This window comes from Haladaptatus halobius, assembly GCF_020618475.1.
GTDB lineage: Archaea > Halobacteriota > Halobacteria > Halobacteriales > Haladaptataceae > Haladaptatus > Haladaptatus halobius.
The window spans coordinates 1,207,516-1,221,814 of sequence record NZ_CP085336.1 but is presented as its reverse complement, the minus strand read 5'-3'; the positions used below and the strand labels follow the sequence as shown (position 1 = coordinate 1,221,814).

At 57.0% G+C, this 14,299-nt stretch carries 18 protein-coding genes and 2 pseudogenes; 8 read left to right on the top strand and 12 right to left on the bottom strand.

Annotation, left to right across the window (positions count from 1 at the left end):
• Positions 1-10 precede the first annotated feature (10 nt).
• Both LIW51_RS23180 and LIW51_RS23175 read right to left on the bottom strand, forming a co-directional pair.
• Positions 11-898: a fumarylacetoacetate hydrolase family protein gene (locus tag LIW51_RS23180; protein ID WP_227377449.1), complete on the bottom strand. Its 888-nt coding sequence runs from the start codon at positions 896-898 to the stop codon at positions 11-13.
• Between the two features lie 62 nt (positions 899-960).
• Complete coding sequence (locus LIW51_RS23175; RefSeq protein WP_227377448.1) at positions 961-2,319, bottom strand: amidohydrolase family protein; 1,359 nt, start codon at positions 2,317-2,319, stop codon at positions 961-963.
• Between the two features lie 199 nt (positions 2,320-2,518).
• Here LIW51_RS23175 and LIW51_RS23170 point away from each other — a divergent pair, with 199 nt between their 5' ends.
• From LIW51_RS23170 to LIW51_RS23150, 5 genes are all read left to right on the top strand, one after another.
• Positions 2,519-3,136: a TetR/AcrR family transcriptional regulator gene (locus tag LIW51_RS23170; protein WP_227377447.1), complete on the top strand. Its 618-nt coding sequence runs from the start codon at positions 2,519-2,521 to the stop codon at positions 3,134-3,136.
• Between the two features lie 360 nt (positions 3,137-3,496).
• Complete coding sequence (locus tag LIW51_RS39440) at positions 3,497-3,853, top strand: GNAT family N-acetyltransferase (protein ID WP_368411833.1); 357 nt, start codon at positions 3,497-3,499, stop codon at positions 3,851-3,853.
• A gap of 278 nt (positions 3,854-4,131) precedes the next feature.
• Positions 4,132-4,569 (top strand): DoxX family protein, encoded by a 438-nt coding sequence (locus LIW51_RS23160; protein WP_227377446.1) that lies wholly within the window; start codon positions 4,132-4,134, stop codon positions 4,567-4,569.
• A 137-nt stretch (positions 4,570-4,706) separates the two neighbouring features.
• Positions 4,707-5,033 carry a cupin domain-containing protein gene (locus LIW51_RS23155; protein WP_227377445.1) on the top strand — a complete coding sequence of 109 codons (327 nt, stop codon included), beginning with the start codon at positions 4,707-4,709 and terminating at the stop codon, positions 5,031-5,033.
• 473 nt (positions 5,034-5,506) lie between these two features.
• On the top strand, positions 5,507-6,148 hold the full coding sequence (locus tag LIW51_RS23150; RefSeq protein ID WP_227377444.1) for a dihydrofolate reductase family protein: 642 nt from the start codon (positions 5,507-5,509) through the stop codon (positions 6,146-6,148).
• A gap of 700 nt (positions 6,149-6,848) precedes the next feature.
• Here the strand turns inward: LIW51_RS23150 and LIW51_RS23145 are convergent.
• The 3 genes and pseudogenes from LIW51_RS23145 to LIW51_RS23135 all read right to left on the bottom strand — a co-directional run.
• Positions 6,849-7,001, bottom strand: a complete 153-nt coding sequence (locus LIW51_RS23145) for a hypothetical protein (RefSeq protein ID WP_227377443.1) — start codon at positions 6,999-7,001, stop codon at positions 6,849-6,851.
• A 412-nt stretch (positions 7,002-7,413) separates the two neighbouring features.
• On the bottom strand, positions 7,414-7,971 hold the full coding sequence (locus LIW51_RS23140; protein ID WP_227377442.1) for a dihydrofolate reductase family protein: 558 nt from the start codon (positions 7,969-7,971) through the stop codon (positions 7,414-7,416).
• Between the two features lie 161 nt (positions 7,972-8,132).
• Positions 8,133-8,354, bottom strand: a pseudogene (locus LIW51_RS23135) (transposase); the annotation flags it as partial.
• A gap of 74 nt (positions 8,355-8,428) precedes the next feature.
• Between LIW51_RS23135 and LIW51_RS23130 the strand changes: the two are divergent.
• Positions 8,429-8,779, top strand: a complete 351-nt coding sequence (locus LIW51_RS23130; RefSeq protein ID WP_227378321.1) for a hypothetical protein — start codon at positions 8,429-8,431, stop codon at positions 8,777-8,779.
• A gap of 197 nt (positions 8,780-8,976) precedes the next feature.
• Here the strand turns inward: LIW51_RS23130 and LIW51_RS23125 are convergent, their stop codons facing one another.
• On the bottom strand, positions 8,977-10,188 hold the full coding sequence (locus tag LIW51_RS23125; protein WP_227377441.1) for an AGE family epimerase/isomerase: 1,212 nt from the start codon (positions 10,186-10,188) through the stop codon (positions 8,977-8,979).
• Positions 10,189-10,593: 405 nt separating this feature from the next.
• Here LIW51_RS23125 and LIW51_RS23120 point away from each other — a divergent pair, with 405 nt between their 5' ends.
• Together LIW51_RS23120 and LIW51_RS23115 are read left to right on the top strand one after the other, a co-directional pair.
• Complete coding sequence (locus LIW51_RS23120) at positions 10,594-11,508, top strand: CehA/McbA family metallohydrolase (RefSeq protein ID WP_227377440.1); 915 nt, start codon at positions 10,594-10,596, stop codon at positions 11,506-11,508.
• Complete coding sequence (locus tag LIW51_RS23115) at positions 11,493-11,675, top strand: hypothetical protein (protein WP_227377439.1); 183 nt, start codon at positions 11,493-11,495, stop codon at positions 11,673-11,675. The genes LIW51_RS23120 and LIW51_RS23115 overlap by 16 nt, the downstream gene beginning before the upstream one ends.
• A gap of 89 nt (positions 11,676-11,764) precedes the next feature.
• On the opposite strand, the gene LIW51_RS23110 is transcribed toward LIW51_RS23115, so the two are convergent.
• From LIW51_RS23110 to LIW51_RS23085, 6 genes and pseudogenes are all read right to left on the bottom strand, one after another.
• A complete protein-coding gene (locus LIW51_RS23110; protein WP_227377438.1) occupies positions 11,765-12,073 on the bottom strand; it encodes a hypothetical protein in 309 nt (102 codons plus the stop codon).
• Positions 12,074-12,195: 122 nt separating this feature from the next.
• Positions 12,196-12,855 (bottom strand): annotated as a pseudogene (tenA, locus tag LIW51_RS23105) (thiaminase II).
• A gap of 182 nt (positions 12,856-13,037) precedes the next feature.
• Positions 13,038-13,250 carry a hypothetical protein gene (locus tag LIW51_RS23100; RefSeq protein WP_227377437.1) on the bottom strand — a complete coding sequence of 71 codons (213 nt, stop codon included), beginning with the start codon at positions 13,248-13,250 and terminating at the stop codon, positions 13,038-13,040.
• A gap of 216 nt (positions 13,251-13,466) precedes the next feature.
• Entirely contained in the window at positions 13,467-13,682 is a 216-nt protein-coding gene (locus LIW51_RS23095) for a hypothetical protein (protein WP_227377436.1), read from the bottom strand.
• 28 nt (positions 13,683-13,710) lie between these two features.
• Complete coding sequence (locus LIW51_RS23090) at positions 13,711-13,950, bottom strand: hypothetical protein (RefSeq protein WP_227377435.1); 240 nt, start codon at positions 13,948-13,950, stop codon at positions 13,711-13,713.
• Positions 13,951-14,079: 129 nt separating this feature from the next.
• On the bottom strand, positions 14,080-14,277 hold the full coding sequence (locus LIW51_RS23085) for a hypothetical protein (RefSeq protein WP_227377434.1): 198 nt from the start codon (positions 14,275-14,277) through the stop codon (positions 14,080-14,082).
• Positions 14,278-14,299 lie beyond the last annotated feature (22 nt).

Sequence of the window (14,299 nt, the reverse complement as noted above, 5' to 3'; positions counted from 1 at the left end):
GGGGTGGATGTCATTCGAACGCGCAGTCGTTCGTTAGCTCTCCGAGTTCCTCGATGCCGATGGTGACGCTGTCGCCGTCATCAAGAAGCACGGGTGGCTCTCGATAGACACCGACGCCGGGCGGTGTGCCGGTGAATATCAGGTCGCCCGGTTTGAGCGTGAACGCTTGACTACAGAATGAGACGAGTTCGTTGACGCCAAAGATGAGGTTCGATGTTGAGGAGTCCTGTAGTCGCTCACCGTTGACCTCTGCCCATATGTGTAAGTCGTGTGGATCGGACATCTCGTCGGCGGTGACCAGCTCCGGGCCGATTGGAGCAAAAGAGTCGAGGCTCTTGCCCCGAATCCACTGACCGTCGCCGTGCTGGAGGTCGCGGGCCGAGACGTCGTTTCCAACAAGGTAGCCCGCGACGTGGTCAAGTGCCTCGTCCTCTTCGACGCGTCGCGCCTCGCTCCCGATGACGACGACCAACTCTGCCTCGTAGTCGACCTTCTTGGTGAGGTCGGGACTCCACGTGATGGTGCTGTCCGGCCCCGTGACGGTTGTGGGGAATTTCGAGAAGAGTACCGGCGACTCGGGAATCTCGTTGTCGCCTTCCTCGGCGTGATCGCGATAGTTCAGCCCGACGCAGACGACCTTCTCAGGATTCGTGACCGGCGCGTGTCGGTTGATTACCTCTGCGTCGTACAGGCCGCTGCCGGTCTTTTGGGCGAACTCGACCGCGAGTTCCGCCTTCTTCTGCCACTCCCAACTGGCCAGCAGTTCAGTGCTTGAGTTAGGGAGATCGACACCAGCCCCTGTCCCTGCCTCGGGGAGGTTGACCACTGTCCCTTCATCGAGTCGTATTCCCGTCCACGGTACTTCTGAATCATCCGCACTGTATTGTCCGATTCGCATATCTGTGTCGTGTTTGTGTTTGGTTTACTGATAGTTCCAATGGAATGCTGGTGACTCTCACGTTATAAGTCGAGTCCGGCCTCCTCGACGAGGCGGTAGCCGGACTGGACGAACCGGGCGAATTCCTCGTTTACCTTCGGATTGAGTAGCTCACCGTCGGTCTTGACGATTTCTCCACCAACGAGTACCGTGTCGATGTGCGAAGGGTCGGACTGGAACACAGCAGTCTGGATGGGCGAGTGAGAGGGGGCAGTCATGAAGTCACTGGCGTCAATCATGATGATGTCTGCCCGCTTACCGGGGGCGAGTGTCCCAATCTCGTCCTCCATGTTCAGGGCCCGGGCTCCCTCGATGGTCGCCATCTCTAGAGTGTCGCGGGCGGTGAGATTCACGCTTGTCACTTCTTCTCCCCCCTCAAGAAGCGTCTGATTCTCGAGCATCCGCTGGACTTGGAGGCCAATCCGCATCTGGCTACCCATGTCACCGCTGATGTTGGAACAGACGTCAACGCCCCACGTCGGACGGCCATCCGCTTCTAGCACTTTGCCGGTGACGGGGATGCCATGGCCCATCTGCATCTCCACTTCGGGCGTCGCCGAGAACGAGACGCCCTGATCGACGGCGTGTTCGATGTCCTCCTGCGAGAAGTGATTCGCGTGGGCGATATTAACGTCTGAAGCCAGCAGGTCGCTGATTGCGCCGAAGCCCTGATAGTCTGGATTGTATTCAGAGGATGTCCATTGCGCCGCCCCCATGTGAATGGTGGCGACGACGCCGAGTTCACGGGCGAGTTCGATGTCGCTGCGTGCGACCTCCTCGGTCGTGAAGTCCGGGCCGCGGAGGGCAACCCCCAGCGACAGCAGGTCATCATCTGCGATCTTTTCGTCGCGAAGTTCTTTGACATGTTCCTCCGGGTGGTGCGTCGAGCTGCCGAACCACCATGTCTCGGCATCGTTGCCCGGTGGGCCATACGCATAGAGCGCCCGGAGCCCAGCGTCCTTAATACCGTCGACGGCCCGCTCGGCGTGTTCCGGCGTGTTGATGGCGTGCGACCAGTCCATGGCAGTCGTTGTCCCGGTGTAGAGCTTCTCGAGGGAACCGAACAGGTTTCCAAGATACATATCCTCGGGCTGGTAGAGTCCGGCGATGTTGCCGAGCATATCTTGAAAGTAGTCACCCATCAGCGACCAGTCGCCCGCAATGCCTCGCACCTGCGTCTGCCAAAGGTGGATGTGTGAGTCGACGAAGCCCGGCAACACAATGTGGTCGGTCGCGTCTATTACTTCCGCGTTCGAGGTCGACAGTTCTTGACCGATCTCGACGATCTCGCCGTCGTCGATCAGTATGTCGGCTTCCTCCAATTCCCCGATTTCGGGGTCGAGCGAAACGACCGTCCCACTTTGTATGACTTTGTCTGCCATGGACGGTCAGGGCTTCGGACTATTACGATAAATATTTTACCGTCCGGTAAATCAAACCGAGAATCGATAGCCCAGACGATACTCCGCCATCCGAACGACAATCCGAGTATCGGTTAACATAGTTAACTTACTACACAGTAAACCGGCCCTCCGCCCGGTAGAACAAGCGATAAATATGCGCCTACAAAGTATAGCATATATGAGTGAGTCCGGAGAGGAAACGGTCCCCACAGAAACTCGAGAGGCCATCATGGAAGCGACTTTTCGAGCCCTCAGCAAGCACGGCTACACCGAACTCCGGATGCGCGACATCGGCGAGGAGATGGACAAGACCCGGCAAGTCATCCACTACCACTTTGACGGCAAGTACGACCTGATGTCGCACTTCCTCGAGTACATCATCGACCAGTACGAGGGGAGTGTGGAGGTCAACGCCGACGCCCCGCCCCGCGAGGAACTTGACGCGCGCATCGACCAGTGTCTATTCGGCCCCGAGTTCGACGACTTCAGCCACTGGGATCGAATGAAAGTCTACCACGAGCTGTTCACCCACGCCCAGAACGACAAGAAACACCGCGCTATTTTCAATGATCACTACGAGCGAATCCGCTCAAGTATCACCGAGGTTGTCGAGGACGGAATCGTGAAGGGTGCCTTCCGCGAGGTTGACGCCGCGAGGATGGGCCAGCTCATCACCGACGTAATCCACGCTGCACGCGGTCGTAAACTCTCGCTCGGTCACGGTGACGCTCCCGAAGAAGCTCGAAAGGCCATCGACGAATTCATTCTCAACTCCCTCCACACCGAGCCTCAATAGCGACGAGTTTCTTAGCTTCAGGGCTCTCCGGGAGTGATATGTTTCAATGGACGTGCTGAATGCGTGATGCGAATCTACCAACACCATCATTTCCATTTCGACCATTTCTATGTCGATCTCAGACTGTACTTTGTGGGACCGATTTCATTGACTGCTGACACATGACGGAGCAGCGGATGAGCAATCCAGAAAACTGTCATCGAAAACAACCCAGTAGTCAAAGCAGCCATTACAAGATCGATTCCTACAGTCTCTCCCGCTATCCCTCTGAGAATAAAACCAAGCGGTTTCGCTGCTCCACTCGCACTGAAACAGAGTCGCAGAACATGAGTTTATCGAAGAGAAAGTGACGGACGACGAATCAATCGGTCTCCTCGTCTGCGTCGGAGAGACTGGAAAAGAACTAGCAGGCACCATCGGATTGAAGCAGGCGACCCCGTCGATGGGTCGACGGAAATCGGTATTGTGCTTGCCCCCGAGTTCTGGGGTGAGGGACACGGTACTGAGGCCAGTTGGTTGCTCACAACGTACGCATTTGAAGAACGCCGAATCCATCGGATGGAGGCAGTAGCTGTCGACGAGAACACCGACTCATGTCGAATCTGGGAGAAGCTCGGGTTTTGCCAGGGAGGACACTTGAAGGAAGCAGCCTATCACCAAGGTCGGTATATGGATCTTCTCATATACGCAGTACTTGAAGAGGAGTGGCAAGGATGACGAATACTGATCCTGGTTAGAGTGGTGTTTTCGCAGAGTCGGTTGCAAGGTGCCGAGAATTGGTTAGGGTGGTAGAAATCGTAGTAAACTCCACCATCGAAATGGCGTCTGGAAATATCAAATTTTTACCACCAATAGCAACAGTCATAACTTAAAAACTGCCGAAAAAGTTCGGCACTACTTCCATGCTTGTCCCCGTCTTTTCTGCACCTGTAAACGAATATGAGATGGTACGTGCCGCACCGATAATATTACTAAGCTAAATAGAAGAAACTAAAATGACAACAAACATCCTTTCCCGTGGGCAGAAAGACGTTCGGAAGACAGGACGGAAAACTCAGATCCTACACTACTCCCTGTGGGTTGTACAAGGGTTGCTCGCCCTCGTTTTCCTATCCGCAGGCGGTGTGAAGTTGATCACACCACTTGAAATACTGCTCGCACAAATGCCGATTCCGCTGCAAGGCTTGTTTGTCCAATTTATCGGCGTAGCCGAAGTACTCGGAGCGATCGGACTAATTCTTCCCGGACTACTTCATGTTCGTGAAGGCCTCACACCGCTGGCTGCCGCCGGATTAGTAATTATTATGACTGGTGCAACGGTACTTACTCTTATCGCTGGCGGGGGTGTACTTGCGCTCTACCCGTTCGTGATAGGGCTCCTCGCGGCGTTCGTCGCGTATGGCCGCTGGCAGTTTCGACCGTTGCACGGCTAAGGCGGCCTTATCGAGCGTTATCATAACTGCGGTATGCCTGACGCGCGCAGATTCCCGGGTTACAGTTCGGTCGGCATCACAGGCAGATGTGGCCGATAGCTATCGTTATATTCCAGACATTCGTTTAGATCATCTGTATGAGTGGGTCGATAGTCAAAGCAACAGATGCAGAGAAAAACGAATTCCAAGGAGTCAGCTTCGACGTGCTCGCGGTTGGCGAGAAGTCGATGGTGACGAAAATGCACTTCGAGGAAGGAAACGATGTGCCAGCCCACAGCCACAAGAACGAGCAGAGCGGCTATGTCGTCTCGGGTCGCTATCGAATTCAGTTTGGAGAGTACGACGAGGTTATCGAAGCAGGCGATAGCTATTCGATTCCCGGAACCGTCGAACACAGCTACGAAGTCCTCAAATCCGGCACCGTTATTGACGTATTTTCCCCGCCACGGGAAGAGTTTCGTTAATCGCAGTCTGATCCAATGAGGAAAAAGTGAGTCCCTAGTCAATATAGTAGAGTGAAAATGCGTTAATGGTTATTTTCAGAGCGATCAGTCTCAACCAGTCGTGACAACCGCTGCGATCGCCTGTTTCAAGATTGACCGTGCAATGCCTAATAGGAACCGGAGCGACTGAGTCCTATGGATGTCAGCAGCTTCTATCCAGTGATAATGGTTAACGACATCTCAGCATCGAAAGCATTCTACCACGACGGTGAAGTATCTCATGGTCGGTTTCTGGGTCGCACGGTCGTCCGTACTCGCAGGGTAGCTCGTCGGTGGATCTTCCACCTGCCGGGATAGCGGCCATGCTCTTCCATGCTTCCACTCCACGCATAGATCAACAACCTGCTATTTAAAAACTGCCGAAGGGATTAGGCAGCATCTCCTTGCTCCGTTCTGTCTTCTCTTTGTCTGCAAAAGAACGGGAGGTACTACAGATGAGCGACATTGACACAGCAGATAATAATCCAGACCAGACATCCGAAATGCAGCGAAAAGTGATCGTCTCGGAGTATGTATCGGTGGACGGTGTGATGGAAGCCCCAGGTGGGGGAGAAGAATTCGAGCACGGTGGTTGGACGTTCCAGTTCGACCGTGGACCCGAAGGTGACGAGTTCAAACTCAATGAACTGCGCGCAAGCGACGCGCTTCTACTGGGTCGGGTGACCTATGAGGGGTTTGCAGCGGCTTGGCCCTCCATGACCGATGAGCAAGGGTTTGCCGACAAGTTCAACAGCATGCCCAAGTACGTCGTTTCGACGACGCTCGAAGAACCTCTCGAGTGGAACAACTCGACGCTGATCGAGGAGAACGTCGCGGATGAAGTCTCCAAGTTGAAACAAGAACTGGATGGGGACATCCTAGTTAATGGCAGCGCACAGCTCGTCCACACGCTGATGGAACACGATTTAGTCGACGAGTACCGACTCATGGTCTTCCCCATTGTCCTGGGTAGTGGGAAGCGCCTGTTCGGAGACGCAAGTGATACGACTCCTCTGCAACTCCAGAAAACAAAGACAGTCGGTTCAAGGATTATCATTCTCACCTACCAGCCAGCAAGAGAGGAGGCGGAGGAATAAACGGAAATAGAATTCGACGGCGAGAATACACTGTGCTGTTAACTACTGCGACTGTAGGTATCGATCGGCGGTGGCTGAACTGGCAATATAGAGACCCGCGTAGATTCCGGTTGTTTCGGCCGGATTTGGGTAGAACAACAGTTCTCTTGAACACAACATCTCTAAGATTTCTTTCAGTAGAATGGCTCTGTTGAAACCCTCTTGTTTAGACATATACTCTCGTGAAGGAACTGGTCACTACAGGGCGTATACAACACGAATCAGTTTCGGTCTCATGTTCGTCATCGACTGGAAACATCTTGGATCGATGATATTACCCTACTCCTCGACGATACGAATGGGTTCCTCTCGGGTGCCGTTGGGGGCAGATCAATTCATAGTAGATATTCGCCTCCTCGTCTCCAACTCGTTGAGCCAATTCGTCGTCCGGCAGATCGATGTTTTCGCCCGGTATCTCCCATGTGACGGTCTCGCCGGGAGGAATTTGTCGTGAGACAGCCGCAATAGGTCGGTGTGGATACCATCCCTTGGCGTTGATACCACCGACAAAGCGACCGAAGGTGTCGCCGGCATTCGTTACGGTACACCTGAATGTCATGCGCCCACCGAGAGGGACTGTCCGTGGAACGTGCCAGTCCTCGACGGAGAGCGGCGGGAATGGGGCAGCCAACCGTGTTCGTAACTGCTCGTCGGGGTGCCACTAGCCCACCGGACAGACGAGCGCCGCATCGCTTGCGTCCCCGGTCGCGGGTAACGCGAAGAGGATCCAGCCGCGTCCTTCGTCCGCGTCGTAGTGCAACATCGACTCCGACTCAAAGCCACGATAGACCGATGGCAACTCGTCGATCCCCATCGGTCTATGCGTTTCACCGGTAAATCGGAAGACGATGTCAGAAAGTGTTGGTTTCGTGTCGGAGGTCGGGGCGATATCGAGATAGAGATACTGGGACGACGGTGTCGATTACAGTTCGAGATAATCGATATTCAGGACAGCGAGTGCTGACTGGAGGGCGTCATGTACGACCGTCAGCTCCATCTCGGCGGCCGTTGCTGTCGGTGGGGTGGTAAGGGCTTTTGTGGATGGAGTGTCAGCCGTACTCGTAGTGATCCGTCGACCGTCGCGCTGTAGTGAAGAACATCCCGCAAGGCTAACCAAACTGGCATCATAAAAGGAGAGTACTTCTCGTCGATGCATATCTGCTTCTTGCTTCCGAATATTGAATATCTTCTGTGGATCGAGTACTGCATCAGGTCTCTTCACTGAGCTATTGGATCTCATAGGTGAGAATCGCAAAAATGTCGCCATATTTCCGCACGTCGGCCAGTTTCAGGGGCGGGGTGGTGATCCTGCGCGGCAGTAGTGGTGCACCCGAACCGAGCGTGACGGGAGCAACGCTAAGAATGATCTCGTCGAGTAGACCGTGATCGTGGAACTGTCCTACGAGGTCACCACCACCGACGAGCCAAATGTTCTTGCCGTCTGCGGCATTCACCATGTCCGCATGAATGGGCGCGACGTCCCCCTGCACGAAGCGAACGTCCGCACCATCGACCACCGGTAATTCCCGACTGCTGAACACCCACGCCGGGACATCGTATGGCCACTTTTCCGGGTCCTCCAGTAGGTTCTCATGCTCGATTATCCACTCGTAGGTCGTCGAGCCCATGGCCACAGCGCCAACCTGGTCTACGAACTGCGGGTAGTCGTCCTGTACACCCTCGATCTCCTCGATCTCTCCGAACTGGAAGAGCCAGTCAAGTGAGTTATCTTCGTCGGCGAGATACCCGTCGATACTCGTCGCTGTGTAATATTGGGTCTTCATCTGTTCACCCGCCAATTAGGAAGCGTTCAGGCGGTATAAACGTAACATACCACCAGTCTGCCACGCGCCACCTTATAATCGTGGCTCCTGAATAGAGGGCCCGTATCTTGTCCGAACTACATTTCGGAATCCGCCGAAGACTACATCGTCTGTACTGCTCGTTAGAGCGTTCGATCAAGATTGGGGACGATACACGCAAGGACAAGTTCACGAAACTGCTTCCACCAGTGGCGTGAGCGTACGAACGCACCGTATTTCCGCTTGAGTCGAGAGTTCAACGTCTCGATCTGACTCCGTTGACCGTAGATTTCACTATCTAATCGAGCATTCCACGCTTTTTGAAGTGATGAGAACGTCCGATGTTTGATGAGCGGGCGAACCCCACCGCGGGCCAGATATCGCGGCGAACGTCCTCGTCGTCTGTCCGAACCACCACGTCGACCTCGACTACGGGTCGGTGAAGATAGATCCGGAGACGCTGGAGATCGCGCACGTCTACGAGGAGCCCCTGTCGGGAGAACGCTCGCCGTGGAGGACGGACACGACGCCGGCGAGGAGTATCTCCGGTACAACAATCGGCACGTGGCGACGTTCTGATTCGCGCCTATCGTGGAACCGGTCACGAGCGCGGGACGGTAACCAAAAAGGGGAACCGTCCGTTATCGAGCGCGATTTGTTTCTCTTTCGAGTTTTCGACGATAGCGGGCGTGGCACCTTCGACTCGTATCCGGTGACTCGGGCGCGCCGTACGGTACCGTTCGCACGCCAAGATAACGGCGACGTCGAGCAGGGAGAGTGCGGAGGGTAGGTGTTACGCGACGGGGAGGCTAGGGATACCATGGCACGGTTTCTACTCTCCCTGCGATAGAAATTTACGATTTCCAGTCCATATACATTATGGCTAAAACAATATCGTAATTGGTTGAAAATTAGGGAGCGCCGTCGTGTTCGACCTCGAACAGTGATAGCTATTCCGTTCGCCGTCTCACCGTGATTCGTCGACCCTCACGAAGACCGATTCGCCATCGGCGAGTCTCCGTCGAAGGCCTCTATCGCCACGTATGCGTTGTTGATGGGATGGTATCCGGGTTCGACTTCGGTACCTCGATTCGGGTCGTCGCGGTCGTTTTCCCGGGACAGTCGCTCAAACCAGTTTCCGTACTTCGGGTTGACGAAGTTCGCTTCCGCGTACTCCCACAGTCTTTCGTACCAGTCGAGGTACTCGTCGTCGATTTCGCCGAGAAGCGCCGCAGCACCGATGGCTTCTGCGACCGCCCACCCGTACTTGTCGGCGATGACCGGTGTACCGTCCGCCTCAACCGTGTAGTAGAATCCGCCATACTCGTCGTCCCAACCCAGTTCGACGGCGAGGTCGAAGAGTCCCCGTGCGCACGTCGTCAACCAGTCGTCGTCCCGAAACGCGGCGAGCGTCAGGAGGAGTTTCGACCATTCGACGTGGTGGCCGGGTTGGTAACCCCACGGGCGGAACCGGTGGCGCGGTTCGTCCCTGTTGTAATCGAAGTCGTGGTTCCAGTTCGCGTCGTAGTGTTCCCAGAGGCGGCCGTCGGTCTCGGAAGCGAGGTCGTTGACGAAGGCGTCGGCGATGGAGTACGCGTGGTCGAGATACGGCTCTTCGCCGGTCGCTTCGTGGGCGGCGAGCAACGCTTCGCAGGTGTGCATGTTGGCGTTCTGTCCGCGGTACGGCGCGAGATTCTCCCATCGTCCGTCGGCGCGGTCGGCGCACAGTCCGTGCTCGGCTTCCCGGAACCGCTGGTCGATGGTTTCGAACGCGGTTTCGAGTTCGTCCCGCGCGCCGGGGATTCCGGCCTCGGTCGCCCGAGCGCACGCGAGCAACGCGAACGCGTGGCCGTAGCAGTATCGGGTATCGTCTTCCGTCTCCCTCCCGTCGAGGAGCCAATCGTAGCCGTCGCGTCGGTCGTCCCAGTGGCAGTTCGAGAGGAAGGTGAGTCCGTGTTCCGCCGCCGCCCGGCACCAGTCCGGGCCATCGACGAGCGCGCCGACGCTGAAGTTGTGGATCGCTCTGGCGGTTGCGACCAGATGTTTCGTGCGACCGTCGTAGACGTGCCCGTCCCGCTCGTCGAGTTGCGCGACGTAGCCGCCGAAACGGCGGTCGACGCAGTCAGGATAGTAGAATTTCAGGACGTTCAGCAACCGCTGCCGAAGCACCCACGGGTCGCGATTATCTGGCGAGGGCATACCTCTTTTTTTCGGGTGCGGCTATTAGGCTCCACCGGCGCCTATCGTGGGTACGGTGTTTCGCGCGAGGAACTCGACGTCGTGCTCGGCTCGGGCTTCGAGCGAGCACCGAAACAGACGACCGCCAACGCTTCGTCGGACGATCATATACATTGATGGCCAAAACTGTTAATTTATCGCGTATCGACTGACCAATCGCGGGGGACACCCGACTCGACACAGATCGTGCGAACGGTCGATATCAACCAAAGGACAACGAGTCGGTCGATCCCGATGGAGGGTCGACCGCCGATAACTCTCCACACGGCCCTCTTCGAAACGGTGTCGATAGCATCGAGACCGACGGACTCGTGCCGCGAGTCGACTTCTCGGAACGATTACACCGACGGATAGAGGACAACGTTTATGCCCGAAAGCGCCTTTTTTATTGAACAAGTGTCTCCCGGAGTAACAGTCACGATAGATCCCCACGTCCACTCGGAAGGCTCGTTCGACGGCCACGACCCCGTCGAACTGCTCCTCGAACAGGCGAGCGACATCGGTCTCGACGCCATCGTCATCACCGACCACGACACCATCGCCGAATCGAAACGGGCGGCGGCGCTCGCGGACGACTACGGTTTGATTGGCATCCCCGGCGTCGAAGTTTCGACGGCGGACGGCCACCTCCTCGCCATCGGCGTCGAAACGCTTCCGACGCCCAACCGGTCGCTCTCAGCGACGGTCGAGGAGATCCGCGACCTCGGCGGCGTCGCCGTCGTTCCGCATCCCTTCCAATGGAGTCGCCACGGCGTTCGAAAACGGAACATCACCGACTGTGACGCCGTCGAGGTGTACAACTCGTGGCTCTTCACGGGTCACAAGAATCGACGGGCGAAGGCGTACGCGGACGAGCATGGCTACCCGAGCGTCGCGGCGAGCGACGCTCACTCCGCCTCGTTGGTCGGACGCGCGTACACGGAACTGACCATCGATTCCGCCTCGTCCGTGGACGAGATCGACACGGACACCATCGTCGAGGCGTTCAGGGACGGGACGACCCGGATTCGGGGGAAACGCACGCCCATCCATCACAGCACGTACCACTACGCGATAGGCGCGAGCAAGCGGGCGAACGCCACGCTCACGTCGTCGAACCTGAATATCGCCGCGTTGCTCACGCAGGCGGCATACGCGTTCCACCGCGGGAAGTTGACGCAGGGGACGCTGCTGTTCGGCGCGGCGACGCTCTCGCTTCGAGATAGCCGCCTCTGGTATCTGGCCGAGGGGATGGTCACGGCGAAGTACCTCACGCGGCGGGTTCCGTGGTCGTTGTCCTGAGGCGCTTCTCCGAGGTCGTCATCTCAAATCGCGTCGTGTCCGCGGTCGGCGACTGCGAGACGTGCGCCGACCGCGACGAGGTAGTAGGTGACGAGCAGACTGGCCTCACACGCGTACTTCTCCCGGAGGAGACTCGTGAGGCCAATTCCCGTTCCATACGCGAGTAGACGCCGTCTCGGAACGTTACGTCACGCTTTGGCGCCTGCGACGAGGTGTGGCGTACTCGTCGGTTTTAACGGTAGAACTGCGCGAAGCGTCACCGAGCGACGAAGGAGTTCGGTTGGTTCGGGTTCACGCTGTGAAACACCGGTTCGAACTCGCCCACGTTCTCGGGGTTTTCGAGGACTTCGGCCATCATCTCGTCTTCGAGATCGTGGAACAGATGCGTCGAGTTTCGTCTGGTTTCTATCAACCGGTCGATGTCGTCCGTCTCGATGTACCGGACCAAGTAGTCGCCTCGTTCGGTTCGTTCTATGAATATCGAGAGCGTCCGCAGGCTCTCTTCGTTCCATATCTCCAGCACTCCTTCCCTGTCCGCCTGAGCCGCCTCTTTCAGCTCCGCCACCAGTTTCCTCGCACGTTCGGTCGTCTCCTACCGTATCTTCCGCTTTCTCACGAACGGCTCCGTCGTGTTTGGAAGTGGAACTGTATCTCTTAAAGTTACTCACTCGATACGTTTCGTCGCGGTCATACGTCCCACGTCTCTCGCGCGTAAGCCATCTCCCAGAATCGATGTTCGAGGCGAGCGCTGGTCAGGAACGTCTTGCGCATAGCTTCGCGTTCGCCGAGATATCGCTCGCCGCATCGGTCGACTCAGTCGCGCATCCACTCGACGGCGTCCGCGAACTCGTCGCTCGTGTACTTTTCGATGAACGGGGTGCACCGATGGTCTTCGTCGTCCGCGTCCGCCATGTGTCGCGCGACGTCGAGGTAGCCCTGCCCGCAGGGGTAGACCGCCGCGCTGATTTCGGCAATCGTCCCTTCGTGGGCGGTTCGCACCAGGAAGTTCGTGTAGGCGACGCAGGTCGGCGCTTTCCGCGTCCGTTCGAGTTCGTCGCGGTCGATGCCGTACTCCGCGGCGAACTTGCGGTGCAAGTCCATCTCGTAGTCCACGATAGTGTGGGCGATGTCCAGCAGGTGAGTAATCGTCTCCTCGTCGTTCGCCTTCGCACCCGCGAGCGAGAACATGCGAGCATAGTCGAGGAGGTACCGATAATCCTGTCGCACCCAGTGGAGAAACGCCTCGTCGTCCAGGGTTCCCGCCGCGAGTTCGCGGACGAAGGGATGGTTCTTCTGAGCGTCCCAGATCGGTTCGCCGCGCTCCAACAGTTGGTCACTGAAACTCATCCGTCGCGTCGAACGAGTGTCCCCAGTGTAGTATAACTGACTAATATCACTCGGTTATAGTCTGGTGAGCCAATCGGCGAAACTAGTTCGCGAACGCATCTTCGGAGCGCGCGAATCGCTACCTCTCGCCCGCTCGAACCGCGAAAAGATACTTCCGTCTCGTTTTTGGCGTGCTGTTTGGGCTACTCCAGTTGCTCCTCCGGCACGACGTGGACGGTCGTTTCCACGCCCAACTCTCGATTTTTCTGGGCCGCGATTCGTTCCGCCTGTTCCGCCGACACCCCGTGAAGCACGACCTCTATTTCCTCTTTTTCGACCGCGAGCACGACTGCGTAGGGGTCGTCGTTCTGCCGTGCGTTCGTCGTTCCGCGTCGTTTCTGGCGTACTGTCGGCATGGTTGGCTTAGTTCTGGCCCGTGGTGGTCTATCTCACGATACGTGTGATGCTACGGAGCGAAGTTTGAAAAGATTTGAGGCCCCACTCTATCCTCGATTCGTCCTTCGGTTCGTTCGAGAAGACGTTCTCGCCACGCTGCTTTCTGTGACCAACGGCGTCTCCGTGCCCGCGGGATATATGTAAATATAGTCGGATAACTTTTATGACGGTGAATACTAAACCCGGGCGTGGCTCGAACGTATCCAAACCTGACCGATACCAAGACGACGCGGATCGACCGACAGCGATTTCTCGGTGCGACCGCGGTCTGCGGAGCGAGCAGCGTCGCCACGGAGGCGACCGACACCGTTCGTGAACGGACGACCACGGTCGCCGGAGAAACCGGCACTCGCATCACCACTGACGCTTGCACCACCGTCGGTCGCGCGCACGGAGCGCGATTCCGTCCCGCTCGTTTGACTATCCGGGCGATTCAGAGGCCAAGAGCGACTCGCCGTCGCTGGTCAGCCGATAGACGACTTCCCCGGTGACGGCCGTGATGAGTTCGTGGTCGACGAGGAGTTCGCACCGTCGTTCGATGTAGGGGAGGTGCATCCCCAGTCGATTCGCCAGTATCGGTATGTACTCCGGCTGCGTTCGTTGGAGGGCCGCGAGGATGTCGATATCGACGGGACGCATCCAGTCAGGGCGTTCAGTCATTCGGTCGTGCTTCGAGAATGCGATGTGCTACCATATAACTATTCTTGCACACCGCTGACCGTTGAGTCCACGTCCGATTCGTCCATAACTCCCGTCTCTCCCGATTCGCGTCTCGCTACGCGGAACGAGTCAGATCGCCCGTTCGCGTCGAAGCGGCCGGTAGAACCACGTGTAGGCGATGAAGCAGAACAGGCCGCCGAGCGCGGCGACGCAGCCGAGTGCCAAGAGGGTGGCGAGCGAGCTCAGTATCATTCGGCAGTCGTCCATCGTCGCGTCGTTCGGCTCGTAACCTCGTTTCCGACCGTCATTCTCACGGACTACTGACACTCTGAGCGAGTTGAATCTTTCG